Source organism: Paenibacillus sp. J22P169 (assembly GCF_059691995.1).
In genome coordinates this window covers 43,034-58,623 of sequence record NZ_JCAUAO010000015.1, presented here as the reverse complement: position 1 = coordinate 58,623, position 15,590 = coordinate 43,034, and the positions used below count along the sequence as shown (strand labels likewise).

Annotated in this window: 12 protein-coding genes; 5 read left to right on the top strand and 7 right to left on the bottom strand. The window is 46.4% G+C overall.

Features of this window, described 5'->3' with window-relative positions:
- Window positions 1–156: 156 nt before the first annotated feature.
- The 5 genes from AC58QG_RS34225 to AC58QG_RS34205 form a co-directional block, all read right to left on the bottom strand.
- Window positions 157–1,767: a response regulator transcription factor gene (locus AC58QG_RS34225; RefSeq protein ID WP_497366473.1), complete on the bottom strand. Its 1,611-nt coding sequence runs from the start codon at window positions 1,765–1,767 to the stop codon at window positions 157–159.
- Window positions 1,745–3,514, bottom strand: a complete 1,770-nt coding sequence (locus AC58QG_RS34220; RefSeq protein WP_497366472.1) for a sensor histidine kinase — start codon at window positions 3,512–3,514, stop codon at window positions 1,745–1,747. Before AC58QG_RS34220 ends, AC58QG_RS34225 begins: the two co-directional genes overlap by 23 nt.
- Before the next feature lie 80 nt (window positions 3,515–3,594).
- A complete protein-coding gene (locus AC58QG_RS34215; RefSeq protein ID WP_497366471.1) occupies window positions 3,595–4,440 on the bottom strand; it encodes a carbohydrate ABC transporter permease in 846 nt (281 codons plus the stop codon).
- Window positions 4,437–5,396, bottom strand: a complete 960-nt coding sequence (locus AC58QG_RS34210) for a carbohydrate ABC transporter permease (protein ID WP_497366470.1) — start codon at window positions 5,394–5,396, stop codon at window positions 4,437–4,439. Before AC58QG_RS34210 ends, AC58QG_RS34215 begins: the two co-directional genes overlap by 4 nt.
- 177 nt (window positions 5,397–5,573) lie before the next feature.
- A complete protein-coding gene (locus AC58QG_RS34205; RefSeq protein WP_497366469.1) occupies window positions 5,574–5,822 on the bottom strand; it encodes a hypothetical protein in 249 nt (82 codons plus the stop codon).
- Window positions 5,823–6,013: 191 nt separating this feature from the next.
- On the opposite strand from AC58QG_RS34205, the gene AC58QG_RS34200 reads away from it, so the two are divergent.
- From AC58QG_RS34200 to AC58QG_RS34190, 3 genes are all read left to right on the top strand, one after another.
- A complete protein-coding gene (locus tag AC58QG_RS34200; protein ID WP_497366468.1) occupies window positions 6,014–6,757 on the top strand; it encodes a spermidine synthase in 744 nt (247 codons plus the stop codon).
- A gap of 95 nt (window positions 6,758–6,852) precedes the next feature.
- Complete coding sequence (locus AC58QG_RS34195) at window positions 6,853–8,409, top strand: ABC-F family ATP-binding cassette domain-containing protein (protein ID WP_497366467.1); 1,557 nt, start codon at window positions 6,853–6,855, stop codon at window positions 8,407–8,409.
- A gap of 173 nt (window positions 8,410–8,582) precedes the next feature.
- Complete coding sequence (locus tag AC58QG_RS34190; RefSeq protein WP_497366466.1) at window positions 8,583–8,918, top strand: DUF5658 family protein; 336 nt, start codon at window positions 8,583–8,585, stop codon at window positions 8,916–8,918.
- A gap of 107 nt (window positions 8,919–9,025) precedes the next feature.
- Here AC58QG_RS34190 and AC58QG_RS34185 read toward each other — a convergent pair whose 3' ends face one another.
- Entirely contained in the window at window positions 9,026–12,292 is a 3,267-nt protein-coding gene (locus tag AC58QG_RS34185; protein WP_497366465.1) for a response regulator, read from the bottom strand.
- 65 nt (window positions 12,293–12,357) lie between these two features.
- Window positions 12,358–13,629: an EAL domain-containing protein gene (locus tag AC58QG_RS34180; protein WP_497366464.1), complete on the bottom strand. Its 1,272-nt coding sequence runs from the start codon at window positions 13,627–13,629 to the stop codon at window positions 12,358–12,360.
- 268 nt (window positions 13,630–13,897) lie between these two features.
- Here AC58QG_RS34180 and AC58QG_RS34175 point away from each other — a divergent pair, with 268 nt between their 5' ends.
- Together AC58QG_RS34175 and AC58QG_RS34170 are read left to right on the top strand one after the other, a co-directional pair.
- Window positions 13,898–14,611, top strand: coding sequence for a response regulator transcription factor (locus tag AC58QG_RS34175; protein WP_497366463.1), 714 nt, complete (start codon window positions 13,898–13,900; stop codon window positions 14,609–14,611).
- A gap of 174 nt (window positions 14,612–14,785) precedes the next feature.
- The gene (locus AC58QG_RS34170) at window positions 14,786–15,379 is read left to right on the top strand and encodes a hypothetical protein (RefSeq protein ID WP_497366462.1); all 594 of its coding nucleotides are present in this window, start codon (window positions 14,786–14,788) and stop codon (window positions 15,377–15,379) included.
- Window positions 15,380–15,590: the final 211 nt, after the last annotated feature.

Sequence of the window (15,590 nt, the reverse complement as noted above, 5' to 3'; positions counted from 1 at the left end):
TTCCCAGGTCCATGTGTCAAAGCCTTTCCGATAAAAGGAACGAAGGCACCGTAGCAGCTCCATTCATTCAGCAGCGCTTCTAGCTTCATTATATTAATGGAAGAACACAATCAAAATAAGGGTAATGAACACATTTCTACCACAATCGAGCACAACCTATTTTTTTCCGAGCTCGCTGGGATTCATACCGTAATGCTTTTTGAAAATGGAGCTGAAGTAAGCCACATTTTTGTAGCCTACCATTTCTGCTATCTCGTAAATCATGTGCTTGCCTTCTGCCAGCAGTACTTTGGCTTTCTCCAGCCTTACACGGATCAGATAGTTCGTGAAGGTTTCCCCTGTCGCTTTCTTGAACATCCGGTTCAAATAATTGCGGGTTAGATATAGCTGTTTGGATAAATCCTCCAAAGCGATATCCTCTGCATAACGCTCATGCGCATACTGAATCATGAAATCGATGGCTTCCTTATGCTTGGAGTGTTCACTCCATCCACGTTGTGAGGAGATACCGGAGATTTTGTTCTCGAGCCAATCCCGGAGCTCTTCGATCGTTGAGATCTTAGAAATTTCCTGGCTTGCCGGCAAACCGGGGAACAGGTCGTCGAGTACTACGCCGGTGCTGTATAACGAATAGGCGAGAATCGTCCATAGCTCTGAGCATAAGTATTGTAGATACGCCGGCGAAACGGAAGACATCTGGCGGAGCTGCGCCAAGTAGGCATCCACAATCGCGAGCGTCTCCTCTTTCTTGGCGTACACGATAGCCTCGGCCAGCTCCTGATAAAACTTGATGGGTCGTATCGTGAATTCAGGCTCTGCCCCATCCGGGATAGACAGGCGAGTCCCCTGATCTTCGGTCAGCGTTTGCTGCAGTAGATCTAGGAATGCCTCTTCCGTTGAGTTGGAGAGCTGTCTCCAGTCCGCCTGTACGCTGCCAATTCCGATACGGATACTTAGCTTCAAATAGGTCTGGGTACATGCCGTGATATACTCTCCAATACGCCTTATACTCGCTTGGGCCTCTGCATCCGATTGCTCTAAAGGAATGTGAAATACGATAGCAGCATGATGGCTATGCAGCTCGATGAACTCTGATTGCGGCCAATCCCGCTCTAGCACTTCACAGATGATGTTGGCCAGTGCGAATCGGAACAAGCTCCAATCTGTTAAGGTTAGATTGGAGACACGGATTGTCCCCATCAGCTCGATGCCCATGATGAGATGTTTCTGCCTTAGCCACGATTTCTCGTCGATGGGCTCCATGCTTTCCTCCGCCATGGCTCGACCCAACGTACCCGTGACGACAGACTTTAGCCATTCCTTCTGCACGAAGGGCTCGTACATCATCAACCTGCGTCTCGTCTCCTCCTGCTCCAGCTTCGCCAATTCCTTGGTCTCCAGCTCTCGGATAACCCGCTCCAGCACACCACCCAGCTCATCCATCGTGACCGGCTTCGACAAGTAATCGCTTACCTGCAGTCGCAGCGCTTGACGCGCATACTGAAAATCGGAATAACCGCTGAGAATAACGATTTCCCCCGCAAATCCCACCTGCTTCAGCTGTTCGATCATCTCGAGTCCATTCATCACGGGCATATAGATGTCGGTAATGATGATGTCGGGGCTCGTTTCCTTGACTTTCAGGAGCCCCTCCTGCCCATCCATCGCTTCTCCTACCCATTCCGCCTCCAGCCGCTCCCAGGGGATGGACTTCTTCATCCCTTCCAGCACTTGAAAATCATCATCAATAATAAGTACTCTCCACATGAAATGCCTCCTCCAATTCCGTTTTATTGTGCAGAACAGGGAGCAGCAGGACCACTTCCGTTCCGCCCTCCTTTCTCCCTCGCATAGTGACTCCGTAAGGCTCCCCGAAATAGGCAGCGATGCGGTCCATGACATTCCTGACACCATAGCCTCCGGTTTTGCGTGGCTTTGGTATATCCCAATCCGGCTTCAGTCCTACGCCATTATCGCTAATGATAATTTCCAAATCGGTTTCCTTACGCTTAAGGGCAATGTGAACTTCGCCAGCCCTCCTGCCATGAAATCCATGAATGAACGCATTCTCCACAAAGGGCTGTATTGTCAAACGCGAAATATACAAATCCTTCAGCTCTTCCTCGGTATCAATGCTGTATGTGAGCCGTTCTCCCCAACGAATTTTTTGAATTTGCAGGTAGCACTCCACATGCGTCAGCTCATCCCGAATCGGAATGACCGTCTCTCCATTGGAAAGGCCGATTCGGAACATTTTACCCATCAGCGAGACGATTGTAGAGATTTTCTCTTGTCCGGAATCAATCGCAATCCAGTTCAGCTGATCTAAAGTATTGTATAAAAAATGGGGATTAATCATTGCCTGCAGCGCCAATATTTCCGCTTCTCGCTTACGCTTATGCTGTGATTGCAGCGATTGCAGCAGCTCTTCAATCCGCTCCATCTGCCTGCGGTAGCCGTTGAATAAACTCCCGAACTCGTTCTCATAGTCGGTAGGCAGATCCATTGCAGCCCCTGTCGCCGGCACACGTCCCATTCGCGCAAGCAGCAAACGAATCGGCTTCGTGAATTGCTTTGACAGAAACAGTGTGAAGAAGGCGGTGATGCAAATGGCTGTCAGACCGACGGAGACTAAAATATAAGCCAAGCGGATACTGCCGTGTACAATATCTTTCCAAGGAGTAACTTCAATCAGCATCCAGTCCGATCGCACCTTGCTCCAAACGAGTAGAGCCCCCTCACCTTGACCTTGTTTAACCGGAAGGTGTATATAATTCGAAGAGCTTTCCTTGCTGCTGATCAGCCCAAGATCATCTTCACTTAATGTCGGCTTTCCAATTGTGGCGATCGTCCTGCCACTGGCATCCAAAAGCAGCCGGTTCTTCTCCTTACCTGCAGATTCCCCTCGGACGAGGCCCTCGATTGCTGACGCCTTCACGTTGAGCATCAGCAGCCCATAATATTTGTCCGAGTTGTTATATAGCTTGCGGGCGAAGCTGATAAACCGTTGCGGCCCCTTATTCGTTGGGAGCGTACGCTCCCCAACCCAGGTGAAGTCTGAATTCTCAATCTCCGGATACCAGGGTTCCTCCCGAACATGCATCATATCGAGAATTTGTACTGGTGCCTGTGGATCGGTCTTCGTAGGATTATCTATGTATAAGTAAATGGACTGCACCATCGTTGTGCTGTAAGTGATGCTAGCCAGCATCCGCAGCATATCGTCCCTCCGATGGAATAACTCGAACGGATCCTTTTCAAAGGGATCATAGCCAACCGTATTCATATTTCGAGATGCAGCAAGCGACATCTGCTCGATTGATTTCAGTTGGATATCTATCTGCTTATTCAACTCATTGAGCATATCTTGCTGGTAGTAAGATGACGTATTCGCCAGTTCCCTGGACGTCGTACTGTAGCTAATCCATGTAAAGACGAGTAGCAAGATCGACAGGAAAGAAGCGAAGCTTCCGAAAAACAAACGGTCAATCCGCACGCGTTTAAATAAGTTCATCAAGTCCCTCCTTTTTGGCGGTAATCATAAAGGCAAAAAAGCTGCGCAAAACCGCAGCTTTTCACATAACTCTCCAAATTTTACCCCTTCACTGCACCGGACGCAATGCCGTCTACAAAATGACGCTGAGCCATAAAGAAGATAATTAACGAAGGAACAACCGATACGAGTGACATCGCGAGCAGTTGACCCCAAGGTAAGGCAGACTGACTGTCTACAAACAATTTGAGTGCAAGTCCAACCGTATATTTATCCACCGAGTTGATATACAATAGGTGACCGAAGAAATCGTCCCAATTCCATAAGAAGCAGTAGATCGCTACTGTAACAAGTGCAGGCTTGGTTAGTGGCAGGATAATGCGCCAGTAAATGCCGAACCAACTGCAGCCATCCATTTTAGCCGATTCATCCAGATCCTTTGGAATCCCCCGAATGAACTGAATAAGCAGGAAAATAAAGAACGGTCCACCGATACCGCCAGCTAGTGCATGCGGGACATAGAACGGCAGATACGTATTAATCCAGCCGAATGTATTGAACATAATATACTGCGGAACCAACGTCACCTGACTAGGCAGCATCAACGTGACCATCAGGATGGAGAACCAGACATTTTTGAGCGGAAAATCAAGACGGGCAAAGCCGAATGCGACAAGACTGCAGGAAAACACGGATGTAATCAGCACGCCCAATGTAAGTTCGAAAGAGTTGATATAGAAGTGTGTGAACGTATATTTCGGCAGAGCGACCCAGCCATCGGAGAAGTTGCTCCACAGCCACACATTCGGGAACAAATTAGGCGAGCTCATCTCATCATTGGATTTGAATGCCGCTCCAACCCACCACAGGATGGGATAGACCATAAGGATACTGAATATAGCCAAGAAGATATGGGAGCCGAGGGTCCGGCGTTGCGTTATTGTCATTTCTTACGGCCTCCTTCAGTCTCATAGAATACCCAGTAACGGGACGATGCGAAGATCAGAGCAGTAGCGATGCCGATAATAACAAGCAGAATCCAGGCCAATGCCGAAGCATATCCCATATCATAGCGGGCGAAGGCCCTTTCGTACAAATACAGGGCATACATATACGTGGAGTTGATTGGACCGCCTTTTGTAATGATGAATGCCTGCGTAAACATTTGGAATGAGCCAATCGTCTGCAGGACCAGATTGAACAGCAGCACCGGGGAAAGCATTGGCAGCGTAATGTTAAAAAATTGTCTTAGCTTCGAAGCGCCATCGACCGAGGAAGCCTCATACAGCTCCGATGGAATTTGCTTTAGCCCTGCAAGGAAAATGACCATCGAAGAGCCGAACTGCCACGCCACCAAAATAATTAAAGTACCCAGAGCCGTACCAGGACTGCTTATCCAACTGATCCCTTCCACTCCGAAAATGTTTAAAAATTTATTGATAAAGCCGTCGATTCCGAAAATGTTTTTCCATAGAACTGCGACCGCAATACTGCTTCCGATCAGAGATGGCAAATAAATAAATGTACGGTAGATGGAGATTCCCTTTATGTTCTTATTGAGCAGCATCGCGACTAACAAGGCGCTTATCAGCTTCAGTGGAACGGAGATGACAACGAACATCAGCGTGACAGAGAGAGACTGTCTGAACGTTTCGTCATCAGTGAAGATGCGTTCATAGTTTCTAAAGCCCACCCATTCGGGAGCGTCCAGCAAAGTAAACTTGGTAAAGGAATAATAAACCGACCGGATCATCGGCCATAAGGTTAAGAGCAAGAAACCAAGCAGCCATGGGGAGATGAACAAATATCCTGCTACAGGCGATTCCCAGCGGCCCTTCCAATTGAAGGCGGCGAACCGCTTTTGAGCCTGCTTACTGGAATTTATCGTAGGTTGTGTACGCATATTGGGGCTCACCCTTTTCTAAAAGTAATTTCATATACATTCAGTATAGAAGAGCCCTCCCACCAAGAAAATGAGAGAATTGAACACAACTTCATCCCAATCGAACACAACCACTCTGGTGCTCATTTACAAATAACAAGAAAAACCAAAAAGGAACTGCACTCAGCAGCCCCTTTCTCAACTAACACTACTCACACTTACGCCCGCACTCGCGTCTTCCTGGCTCGAAGACAACACCTCGCGCTTCATGAAGAAACAAGTGATAAACGCCACAACCCCAAATCCAACGCCAATCGCGAATATATGCTGGAAGCTCTCAACAAAGACGGTTTTGATCCGCAGCAGCAGATCCGACATCAGTCCGTTCGTAGCGCCGCCGTTCTTCAGGATTGTTTCCGTTGTTCCTGCTGGGAATTGATCCGTCATAAGAACCTCCTTATAACCTGCTATGAGATTGACTTCACAAGCCCGTAAACCACGTATGTTACATCTATTATAGAGCTGCAAGCTCCCCCCACTCATCAGACCCAAGCTTTAACCTCATCTCGGTCTAGAGATGTAGTTTGCTAGGCTATGGTATACTGTCCACATACTCATTATCGAAGGAGATACGATCGTTGAACGTGCTATACAAGGAACAAACCGACCACCATGACATCTCTATTTATGACACAGATACCTTTTCAGGCGAGAAAGGGAGCTTCCGCGTCTTGGAGTTTTCCAATCAGGCCATGCAAGGTGCCATGGATTTAACGCATCCGGATCGCATTCTTTTCGAATACCCGAGAGCCATGATTCATCTCATGACGGTGAACGCCCCAAGCTTTGAACGTGTGTTCCTCATCGGTCACGGCATCGGTACGATCGCATCCCACCTCCTAGAGAAACGATTCACCGTTGCGGAGCTGGACGAGCATGTCGTAAGCCTGAGTAGGCGCTACTTCGGCTACAACCAGAATAATGTACATATCGGCGACGGCAGACAACTTCTGGGCAATGAACCTCCACATACTTACGATTATATTCTTGTCGATGCTTTTACTGAGAAGGGCACACCCCTTCCGTTAACGTCATTAACCTTTTTCCAAATGGCCCGAACAAAGCTCGACGCCGCAGGCGCCATTCTTCTGAATTTAATGGGGAAAGGTGAGCACGACCCGCTTCTCGCCGCCATTCACACGACACTTAGCGAAGTATTTAACTACGTTAAAGCATTCGCTCTCCCCTCCGAGGGACGCCGCGATCTGCAGAATATCATCCTGATGGGTCAAAATAAACCCATCACCTGCCACATGCGCCATATGGCGGGCTTCGTTGAAATAGAGCCAGGTTATGGGCATATCCTGATGGATGAAGCTTAATTTCCTTTTTTTATTCACCTGGGGGAGTTGTTTGCTTCCTATCGTTTATAATAAAATGTAAGAAGAAAAAAAGTTCAATAGAAAAGGTGTCATTCATGAGCATATTAAACGTAGAACGACTTAGTCACGGATTTGGGGATCGCGCGATCTTCAACGATGTATCCTTCCGCCTGTTGAAAGGCGAGCACATCGGACTTATTGGCGCAAACGGTGAGGGGAAATCCACCTTCATGAACATCATTACCGGAAAGCTCCAACCGGACGATGGAAAAGTTGAATGGTCCAAGCGCATGCGCGTTGGTTACCTGGATCAGCACGCGGTGCTGAGCAAAGGAATGACGATGCGCGACGTGTTGAAGGGTGCTTTTCAGTATCTATTCGATATGGAGCAAGAAATGAACGATATGTACGGTCGTATGGGTGACGTTACGCCTGAAGAGCTGGAACGCCTGCTCGAGGATGTAGGAACGATTCAAGATACACTAACGAATCAAGATTTCTACATGATCGATGCCAAAATCGAAGAAACGGCCCGCGGTCTGGGTCTGACAGATATCGGCTTAGATAAAGACGTAAATGATTTGAGCGGCGGACAGCGTACGAAGGTCTTGCTTGCTAAGCTTCTTTTGGAAAAGCCAGACATCCTGCTCCTCGATGAGCCTACGAACTATTTGGATGAGCAGCATATCGAATGGTTGAAACGCTATCTGAATGAGTACGAGAATGCCTTCATCCTCATTTCCCATGACATACCGTTCCTGAACAGCGTTATCAACTTGATATACCATATGGAAAATCAAGCCTTGAACCGCTACGTCGGCGACTACGACCATTTCCTAGAAGTTCACGAAATGAGAAAATCCCAGCTGGAGTCCGCGTACAAGCGCCAACAGCAGGAAATTTCGGAGTTGAAAGACTTCGTTCAACGGAACAAAGCGAGCGTGGCAACACGTAATATGGCGATGTCCAGACAGAAGAAGCTAGACAAGATGGAAGTCATTGAGCTTGCCAAAGAAAAACCGAAGCCACAGTTCAACTTCAAAGAAGGACGTACGGCAGGTAAGCTCATTTTTGAAGCCACAGATCTGGTTATCGGTTACGATACACCTTTATCCCGTCCGCTTAATCTGCGTATGGAACGCGGGCAAAAAATTGCACTCGTCGGTGCCAATGGTATCGGTAAGACGACGTTGCTTCGCAGTATTTTAGGCGAAATCCCTGCGTTGTCAGGTTCGGTGCATAAGGGTGAAAACCAGCAAGTTGGCTACTTCCAACAGGAAGTTAAGGAATCCAACAACAATACATGTATTGATGAAGTGTGGAACGAGTTCCCTTCGCTTAATCAATTCGAGGTGCGCGCGGCGCTAGCTCGTTGTGGACTAACGACGAAGCATATCGAGAGCAAGATTGTCGTGCTCAGCGGTGGCGAAAAAGCGAAGGTTCGCTTATGCAAGCTGATCAATCGCGAAACCAACCTGCTCGTACTCGATGAGCCGACGAACCATTTGGACGTCGATGCCAAGGAAGAGCTGAAACGTGCGTTGCGCGCTTACAAAGGCAGCATCATCCTGATCTCCCACGAACCTGACTTCTATCGCGATGTCGTGACAGAAACTTGGAACTGTGAGTCCTGGACGACCAAAGTATTCTAAGTCACACACTTAAAGAGCTTATCCCATCAATGAATGATGAGGTAAGCTCTTTATCTTTTCAGTGATCTGACAATGACACTGTGACTGTATCATTTCTGGACAAACTAGCTCCAACATGATACATTATGTATCAGACACTTATCCGAATTAAGCCACGGAAAGCGAGGAACCGTATGCTTGTTTTTCGATTCTTCTTTAAGAGCAAATTGCTGGTTTTGCTGCTCATTCTCTGCTTTTTCGACGCACTATTTACCGACATCGGCCTGCAGCTAGCTTTCATCCAAGAGGCAAATCCGTTCATCCGCCATCTATACGAATGGCATATTATCGCTTACTATCTCGTGAAGCTGATATTCCCAGTCGCTTTAATGCTCATCTATCCCTATATTCGTCAGAAATTATGGGTACAGCCTTGCCTAACCCTCACCGTCCTTGTTTATGCGGCCGTCAACGTGTATCACTTCGTCTGGTTATCCTATGGATTAACCTACGTCGCCGGTCCCGCGTAGCTCTTATTAAGAAAATAAAGAGGCCTGATGCAGCGTCGACCGGCTCACCCGGTATCAACGTCAACATCAGGCCTTTCTATATGATGCCTTCATCCTCAATCGCTTTCTCAGTAAACCTCACTTATAGCCACAGTTGCGCTGTGCTGTCCCAGAATTCCGTCGATCTCGTGCTGAATTCGTTTCAAAATAGGTATGACTTCCTGGTGATCGATGCCTTTCTCCAGCTCTTTCTCCATGGCGAGCACCTCTGCCACCAGCGCATCCGCGTAGAAATTCACAGCAATCCCTTTCAGCGTGTGGATTTTCCTTTTAACCGCGACCAGCTCACCGCCGATAATAAACGGTGTCAATTGGTCATTGAAATTATGATAATCCAGCTTGAATTTCTCCATCATATATTGGAAAATATGCAGCTTATGATCGATATTTCGCATCAATTGCTCCACACCGACACCTGGATACTGGTTTAACCAGCTCAACATATCCCATTTCCCCAACATGTCTGTTAGCTGCCGTTCTGTAATCGGCTTAATGAGCAGATCATTCATTCCCAGCTTCAAAAGCTGCATACGATCTTGCATCAGCATATTCGCGGTCAGCGCGACGATAGGGACAAGATTCAAGTTTTTGCGCTGCCTTAGCTTCTGAGTAGCCTCATAGCCATCCATCTCTGGCATATGAACGTCCATGAGAATCAGCTTAAATGCCTCTTTGTCCGCCACCTCTAATGCTTCAAGGCCATTCTGTGCGATCACTGCGTGATAGCCTAGCTGCTTCAATAGCTCAGAAATCACAAGTTGATTGATTTCATTGTCCTCTACCACGAGAATGTTCCCTTTGGACGCAGCGACCTGTTTCTTCTCCGGATGCGCCATCTGAGTTGGTTCTTCTGCAACGGATCGTATCTCCTGCTGAGCTAACCCTTCAATGGCTTCCTTCAGTTTAGCTCTGCTAACTGGCTTCACAAGCACAGCATCGGCCTGCAAGACCTCTGGCAGCTCTGACATCTGCTCCCTGCCGTCGAGTGTTGTATAAGCGATGACCTTCGTGCGTGAGCGATCGATCGGCGCCATCACACGCTCTAACCCATCTTGATACTGGAGCTCCTCCATTTGCATATCAAGGAGAACATAGTCCACTGGTGAAGCATCCCATGCATCCTCTTCTAACCCTGCCACTAATTCCGACGTCGTTGTAACGCTATCTATCCGAACGTGCATACTTCTAAGTAATTCGCCTATATGCTCGGCAACAAGGGGGTGATCCTCGGCAATCCGAATACGCTGATTCTGATTGGAATTAAGCTTCGTATCCAACGCACTAGGCTTCGCTCGTGCATCCGTCCCCGCTTTCCCAAGCATTAGGCTGAAATAGAATCGGCTCCCATGGCCAATGGTAGACTCCACCTGCAAGACACCGCCCATCGACTGAACCAAATGTTGGCAAATAACAAGACCTAAGCCTGTCCCCCCATATCGCCGACTCATAGAGGTATCAGCTTGCGAGAACGGAACGAAGAGCTTCGAGAGCTGCTCCTTGGAAATTCCAATGCCCGTATCCTCCATGGCGAACGAGAGTAAGTAACCCTCAGCTGATGTTGCCTCCAACGCGACCTTCAACCTCAAATAGCCTCTCTTGGTAAACTTAATCGCATTATTCGTAAGATTAATGAGCACCTGCTCCAAACGAAACGGATCGCCACTGACAATATCGGGAAGGTCCTCTGACGTATCGAGCATAATCTCAATTCGCTTCTTTCCAAGCGAAACACTCGCAAGATCAGCTACCTTTTGGATCGACTCCTCTAATGAGAAATCTAACGTTTCTAGTGCCATTTTACCCGCTTCAAGCTTTGAGAAATCAAGAATATCGTTAATCGTAGCAAGCAGAACATTAGAGGATGAATCAATTTTGCTCAAATAATCCTGTTGGATCGTTGATAACTCTGTTCGTTGTAAAAGCAGTGACAAACCGATGATCCCGTTCAGCGGCGTCCGTATTTCATGGCTCATCCGAGCTAGGAACTGACTTTTGGCCCTATTGGATTGATCCGCTTCTTCCCGCTTCTTCAGATCCGTGATATCGTGAACTGTTCCCGTTACACCATCAATCTCCTTGTCCCCATCCGTAAATAGGGGGGAAAACGTGACATTATAAGCATGTTCGGACCCATCCGGATGCAGGAGGTGAATGCCAAATTGTTGCGTTTTCCGCTCCAGAATGGTTTGCTCGAAGGCCATTTCCCACGTCTCCGGTTCGTCCATCTGGATCAATTCCGTTAACAGCTTTCCTTTCACTTGGTCCGAATTCATCTGGAAGGTAAGATACATCTTACTGTTGGAGGAGGCTATCGTGCCATCGAGTCGAAATCGAAAGATAAAATCTTCTGAGTTTTCTACTAAGGTCCGATACTGCTCGTCCCTAGCCTTTGCTTTAATTAATGCAGCCCGATGCTCCGTGACATCGCAAGCCGAGCCAATCAACTCTGTCACATAACCATTTTTATAAATGGGCTGTAAACTTACTAGGATCGTAAAGCCATTATAGTCATACTCGTAATTGACGCGTTCACCCTGCCATGCTTTCTCATAATAGCCCTTGATCCGAACGATAAAGGGTTCATCATTGAATACATTCACTTCATCTATTTTTTTACCAATAAATTGACGTGGCTGTAAACCTAACATTTGCAGAAGCTGTCCTTCGATCACGATGTAAACGTATTCATCGCGATGCTTATGGAGCTTAAAGGTAAAGCCTGGTTGAAAGCGAAGCATATCAATCAACTCTTCTTCAACTTGCCGAATCTGCTGCTTATACTCCCGATTACGAACCAAATATCGCAAGAAACAAGCAATTACAAAGACGCAGATCAATTGATAGCTGATATATTTCCATATCACATCGAGTGACGTCCCATATACCATCCACACCAACGCATAATAAAAGACAAAAAAGAACGTGGAAGCATATAACCATTTCATCCAATAGGCTTTTGCTTTAGTAAAGATGATACCCGTTCCCGTAATCGCTGCAAGGCCGATGAGCAAAAGCGGCAAAGAAATCGTACCTTCCACGATGAATCTACCTATCCACAAACAAGCAAAAGAAATGAATAACGAAAGCATGCCTCCCATATAGGCAGCTAGCAGTAAACCGACACCGCGGAAATTCAGACTCACCTGTGGCGCCATTTGAATACTGAAATTCATCAAGACGACCACAAGCGCACCGTGCGCCAATCCTATGTAGACTTTATTTAACCAGGTTGGCCTCTGATCAAGCTTCATGAGGAGAAAGAAGTGTTCAACAAATACGACAAAGACGGTTATTAACGCAAAATTGATAATCAAATCACGTAACAGAACAATCACCAACCCGTTTCTGACTCTAGTGAGAATCCCCACTTATCTATTCCTTTATCATTCTATCATTTCACTTAGGCTAGTTGAAACAACATTTCTTCAATATATCCAACTTCGACAGGTTTGCTGTAGTAATACCCTTGAACGAAACGACAGCCATACTCGCGCAGTACCTGCAGCTCTTCTTCCGTTTCAACACCTTCCGCCACAACGGACAGATTCAATTGCTTCGCCATGGAAAGCATCGTACTCACAATAACTGCGTTCACTTGCCCGTGCTGTAATCCTTTAATAAAGGATTTATCTATTTTCATTTTGTCTACAGGGAGGTCACGCAGATAACCCAGTGAGCTATAGCCTGTACCGAAATCATCCATCGCAATGCGCAAACCTAGCTTCTTCAACTTCCCTAGCATATCCGCTGCCAGTCTAGCATCAACACTCAAGCTCTCTGTAATTTCCAGCTCTAAGTACTTGGGATCTAAGCCTGTTTCCTCCAGAATCGCTGCAATGGTCATGCTAAGCCGACAATCATTGAACTGCTTGCGAGATAAATTTACGGCCACGAACATCGGGGGAAGGCCTGCCATCTGCCATTTCTGGTTCTGTTTGCAACCTTCTCGCAAGACCCACTCTCCTATCTCGTGAATAAGCCCACTTTCTTCTGCAATCGTTATGAATTCCGATGGAGGAACATCGCCGAAATAGGGATTATCCCACCGGATCAGGCATTCCAACCCGACAACACAGCTCGTTGTGATATCAACAACGGGTTGATAGACAAGCTTAAATTCCTGCTTAGGGATCGCCTTGCGCAAGTGAAACTCAATATCCATCCGTCTCTGCAACAAAGCACTATGGATCAACGGAGCGCCAGTCTTTGAATAGTCCAGGTAGCCATCTACATGTGCAGCTGCCGGATACACGCCTTTGACCCCATTTTGAATAGCCACCTTACATCGTTCCAGGAAATAGGTAATGACCCCTTCGCCTTTCAAGCCCGAAATTAACATCTCTTTATGGAAATAATCGACTGCGCCAAAACGCATCGCTTGAATCGTTTGAACCGAGCCTTCTGATGTATGTGTACTCAGCATGATCACAGGAATAGGACTATGGTCCATAATGAGCTGAAGTGCCGTAAGTCCTAACAAATCCGGTAAGTCCATATCGATAAGGACTATATCCGGCTTATCACGTAGCATACAAGCCAATGCAGCACTGCCGTGTGCTACAACTCCTGTCAGTACAAGCTGTTCATCCTGCTTCAATATGGTCGCAATGACCTCCTGAGTTTGTTCGGACATACTCACTACTAGTACCCCGTACCTGCCTGTCAGACTCATTTTTCCGCCACCTCTTCAAGCCATTCTTACTTATAATCTCATTGTACTTTCCACTTATTAGGTTACTTACTTAAATCCTATGAATTTTATAGCTATTTTTCACTAATATTTTACTAACATTTTTTTAGATCCCCTTTATGAAAACGGTTTACTCTTAAAATTCGACAGCGTATAATAGAATTATTAGCTAAATATTAGCAATATCTCTCACCTCATCACTTTTTTACGAATATCAAATTAGAAAACTATGCGTTAGGGGGAACTTCTAATGGACAGAGTTCTATTAATTGAGGACGATGATATTATCGGTGAGATGATCTGCATGTATCTGAAAGAGGAAGACTTCTTAGTTCTCAGGTGCCACAATGGACAGGAGGGTCTAACGGCCCTACACAATTTCCAGCCAGATCTGATTCTACTTGATCTTATTCTCCCAGACTTCGAAGGTACAGAGCTATGCAATTCTTTACGAGGGCTTACACCCGTTCCGATTATTATCATCTCCTCTAATTCCAAAGTCAGTGAGAAAATCGAAGCGTTTACCGTCGGAGCCGATGATTATTTATGCAAACCTTTCAGTATGCATGAAATGAAGGCCCGAATCCAAGTTCTCTTACGCCGCTTCAAGAAGGAACTACCCGCTGAGCAGCAACCTGTAGAACCTACCCCGATTCGCCAACGGATTACCGTTCCTGCCATGGAGCTCCAAATTAATTTAGAGAAACGAACCTTGCATGTACGAGGCGAATCGATTGAAATGACCTTCTCTGAGTTTGAACTCATTCGATTGCTAGTTGAACACCCCGAACGGGTATACCGTCGCGAAGACCTGATCAATGCGTTACGTGGATTCGATTCCTACATAAATGAGCGGGCGATTGATGTACATATTACGAATTTGCGCAGGAAAATCGAGGTCAATCCCAAAGAGCCAAAATATATAAAGACCGTATGGGGCGTCGGCTATAAATTTGTCATCTAAGCTAAATTACATATAGACCCGATCCAGAAAGGGAGAGGGTCTTATTTTTAGCTATATTCTTATAAAAAATAGAAAAAATGGGTTGACCTTCCATACATCATCCGTTATCATTGGAGTTCTCAACACTGCTGCCGCGGTAATGATAACTATGTAACTTACGGGTGAGGTATTCGTATGCACAATGATAAGTACATGAGAAAGTTAGATCGTGATAGGAACGGCGAATTATCCGATATGCTTGCTGTCCCCCCAGAACATGCGGAAGCTAAGAAGGAAGATTTGCTAGAAAATCTGACGAACGCTATTTATAGTGCGAAAATCCCTAGTCATCTCGATATCATTCATGTGGGGGAGAACCATATCCATATTTTCAATTCCACCAGAGAATCCCCTTATGCCATTCCAAATGGTATCCGCGATTTGAATCAACAATTCAGCTTACGTAAAGCTCCTCACCAAAGACAGATTGCGCTGTGTATCAAATGGCTTGCTTGTCGCCTACCGCCATCCTTACAGACCTTCGCTTGTATCGGCACTGGACTAAACGCCCTGCGTCAATCGCCAATTGAGCTTGAACAGGATCTTTATTGCTTGCGAGATGACTTCTTGCTCTTTGCGCAGCAAACCGCCCTCCAAGAGATTCATCCCCTTGCTGCCGATTCCCCTAACAAGCCTGCCTGGGTGCAGGAGGTAGTCGCGTTGCACTGCGTAGTTCTAGCCGGATTATTCAAATCAGGTGCCTCCAAATTCATGCCGTACACCCTCTAATTCAATCTTAACGAGGCTAAACAAATAAAGCGCATGCCCCTTTTTATCGGTAGCATGCGCTTATTTTTTGTGGGGTTATATTTTCGGTATCAACCTTTAACGAGATCACTCATAAACTAAGTATTTTACTATAGTTATGTTTAGGTAGACTAAATATCAATTAAGGTTAATGCCATTAATTATTACTTATCTGTACGCAAGAGAGGGGACA

Coding starts and splice junctions, on each gene's coding strand:
- AC58QG_RS34225 (WP_497366473.1), bottom strand. CDS start 1,767: ATGTGGAGAGTACTTATTATTGATGATGATTTTCAAGTGCTGGAAGGG.
- AC58QG_RS34220 (WP_497366472.1), bottom strand. CDS start 3,514: ATGAACTTATTTAAACGCGTGCGGATTGACCGTTTGTTTTTCGGAAGC.
- AC58QG_RS34215 (WP_497366471.1), bottom strand. CDS start 4,440: ATGACAATAACGCAACGCCGGACCCTCGGCTCCCATATCTTCTTGGCT.
- AC58QG_RS34210 (WP_497366470.1), bottom strand. CDS start 5,396: ATGCGTACACAACCTACGATAAATTCCAGTAAGCAGGCTCAAAAGCGG.
- AC58QG_RS34205 (WP_497366469.1), bottom strand. CDS start 5,822: ATGACGGATCAATTCCCAGCAGGAACAACGGAAACAATCCTGAAGAAC.
- AC58QG_RS34195 (WP_497366467.1), top strand. CDS start 6,853: ATGAGCATATTAAACGTAGAACGACTTAGTCACGGATTTGGGGATCGC.
- AC58QG_RS34190 (WP_497366466.1), top strand. CDS start 8,583: ATGCTTGTTTTTCGATTCTTCTTTAAGAGCAAATTGCTGGTTTTGCTG.
- AC58QG_RS34180 (WP_497366464.1), bottom strand. CDS start 13,629: ATGAGTCTGACAGGCAGGTACGGGGTACTAGTAGTGAGTATGTCCGAA.
- AC58QG_RS34175 (WP_497366463.1), top strand. CDS start 13,898: ATGGACAGAGTTCTATTAATTGAGGACGATGATATTATCGGTGAGATG.
- AC58QG_RS34170 (WP_497366462.1), top strand. CDS start 14,786: ATGCACAATGATAAGTACATGAGAAAGTTAGATCGTGATAGGAACGGC.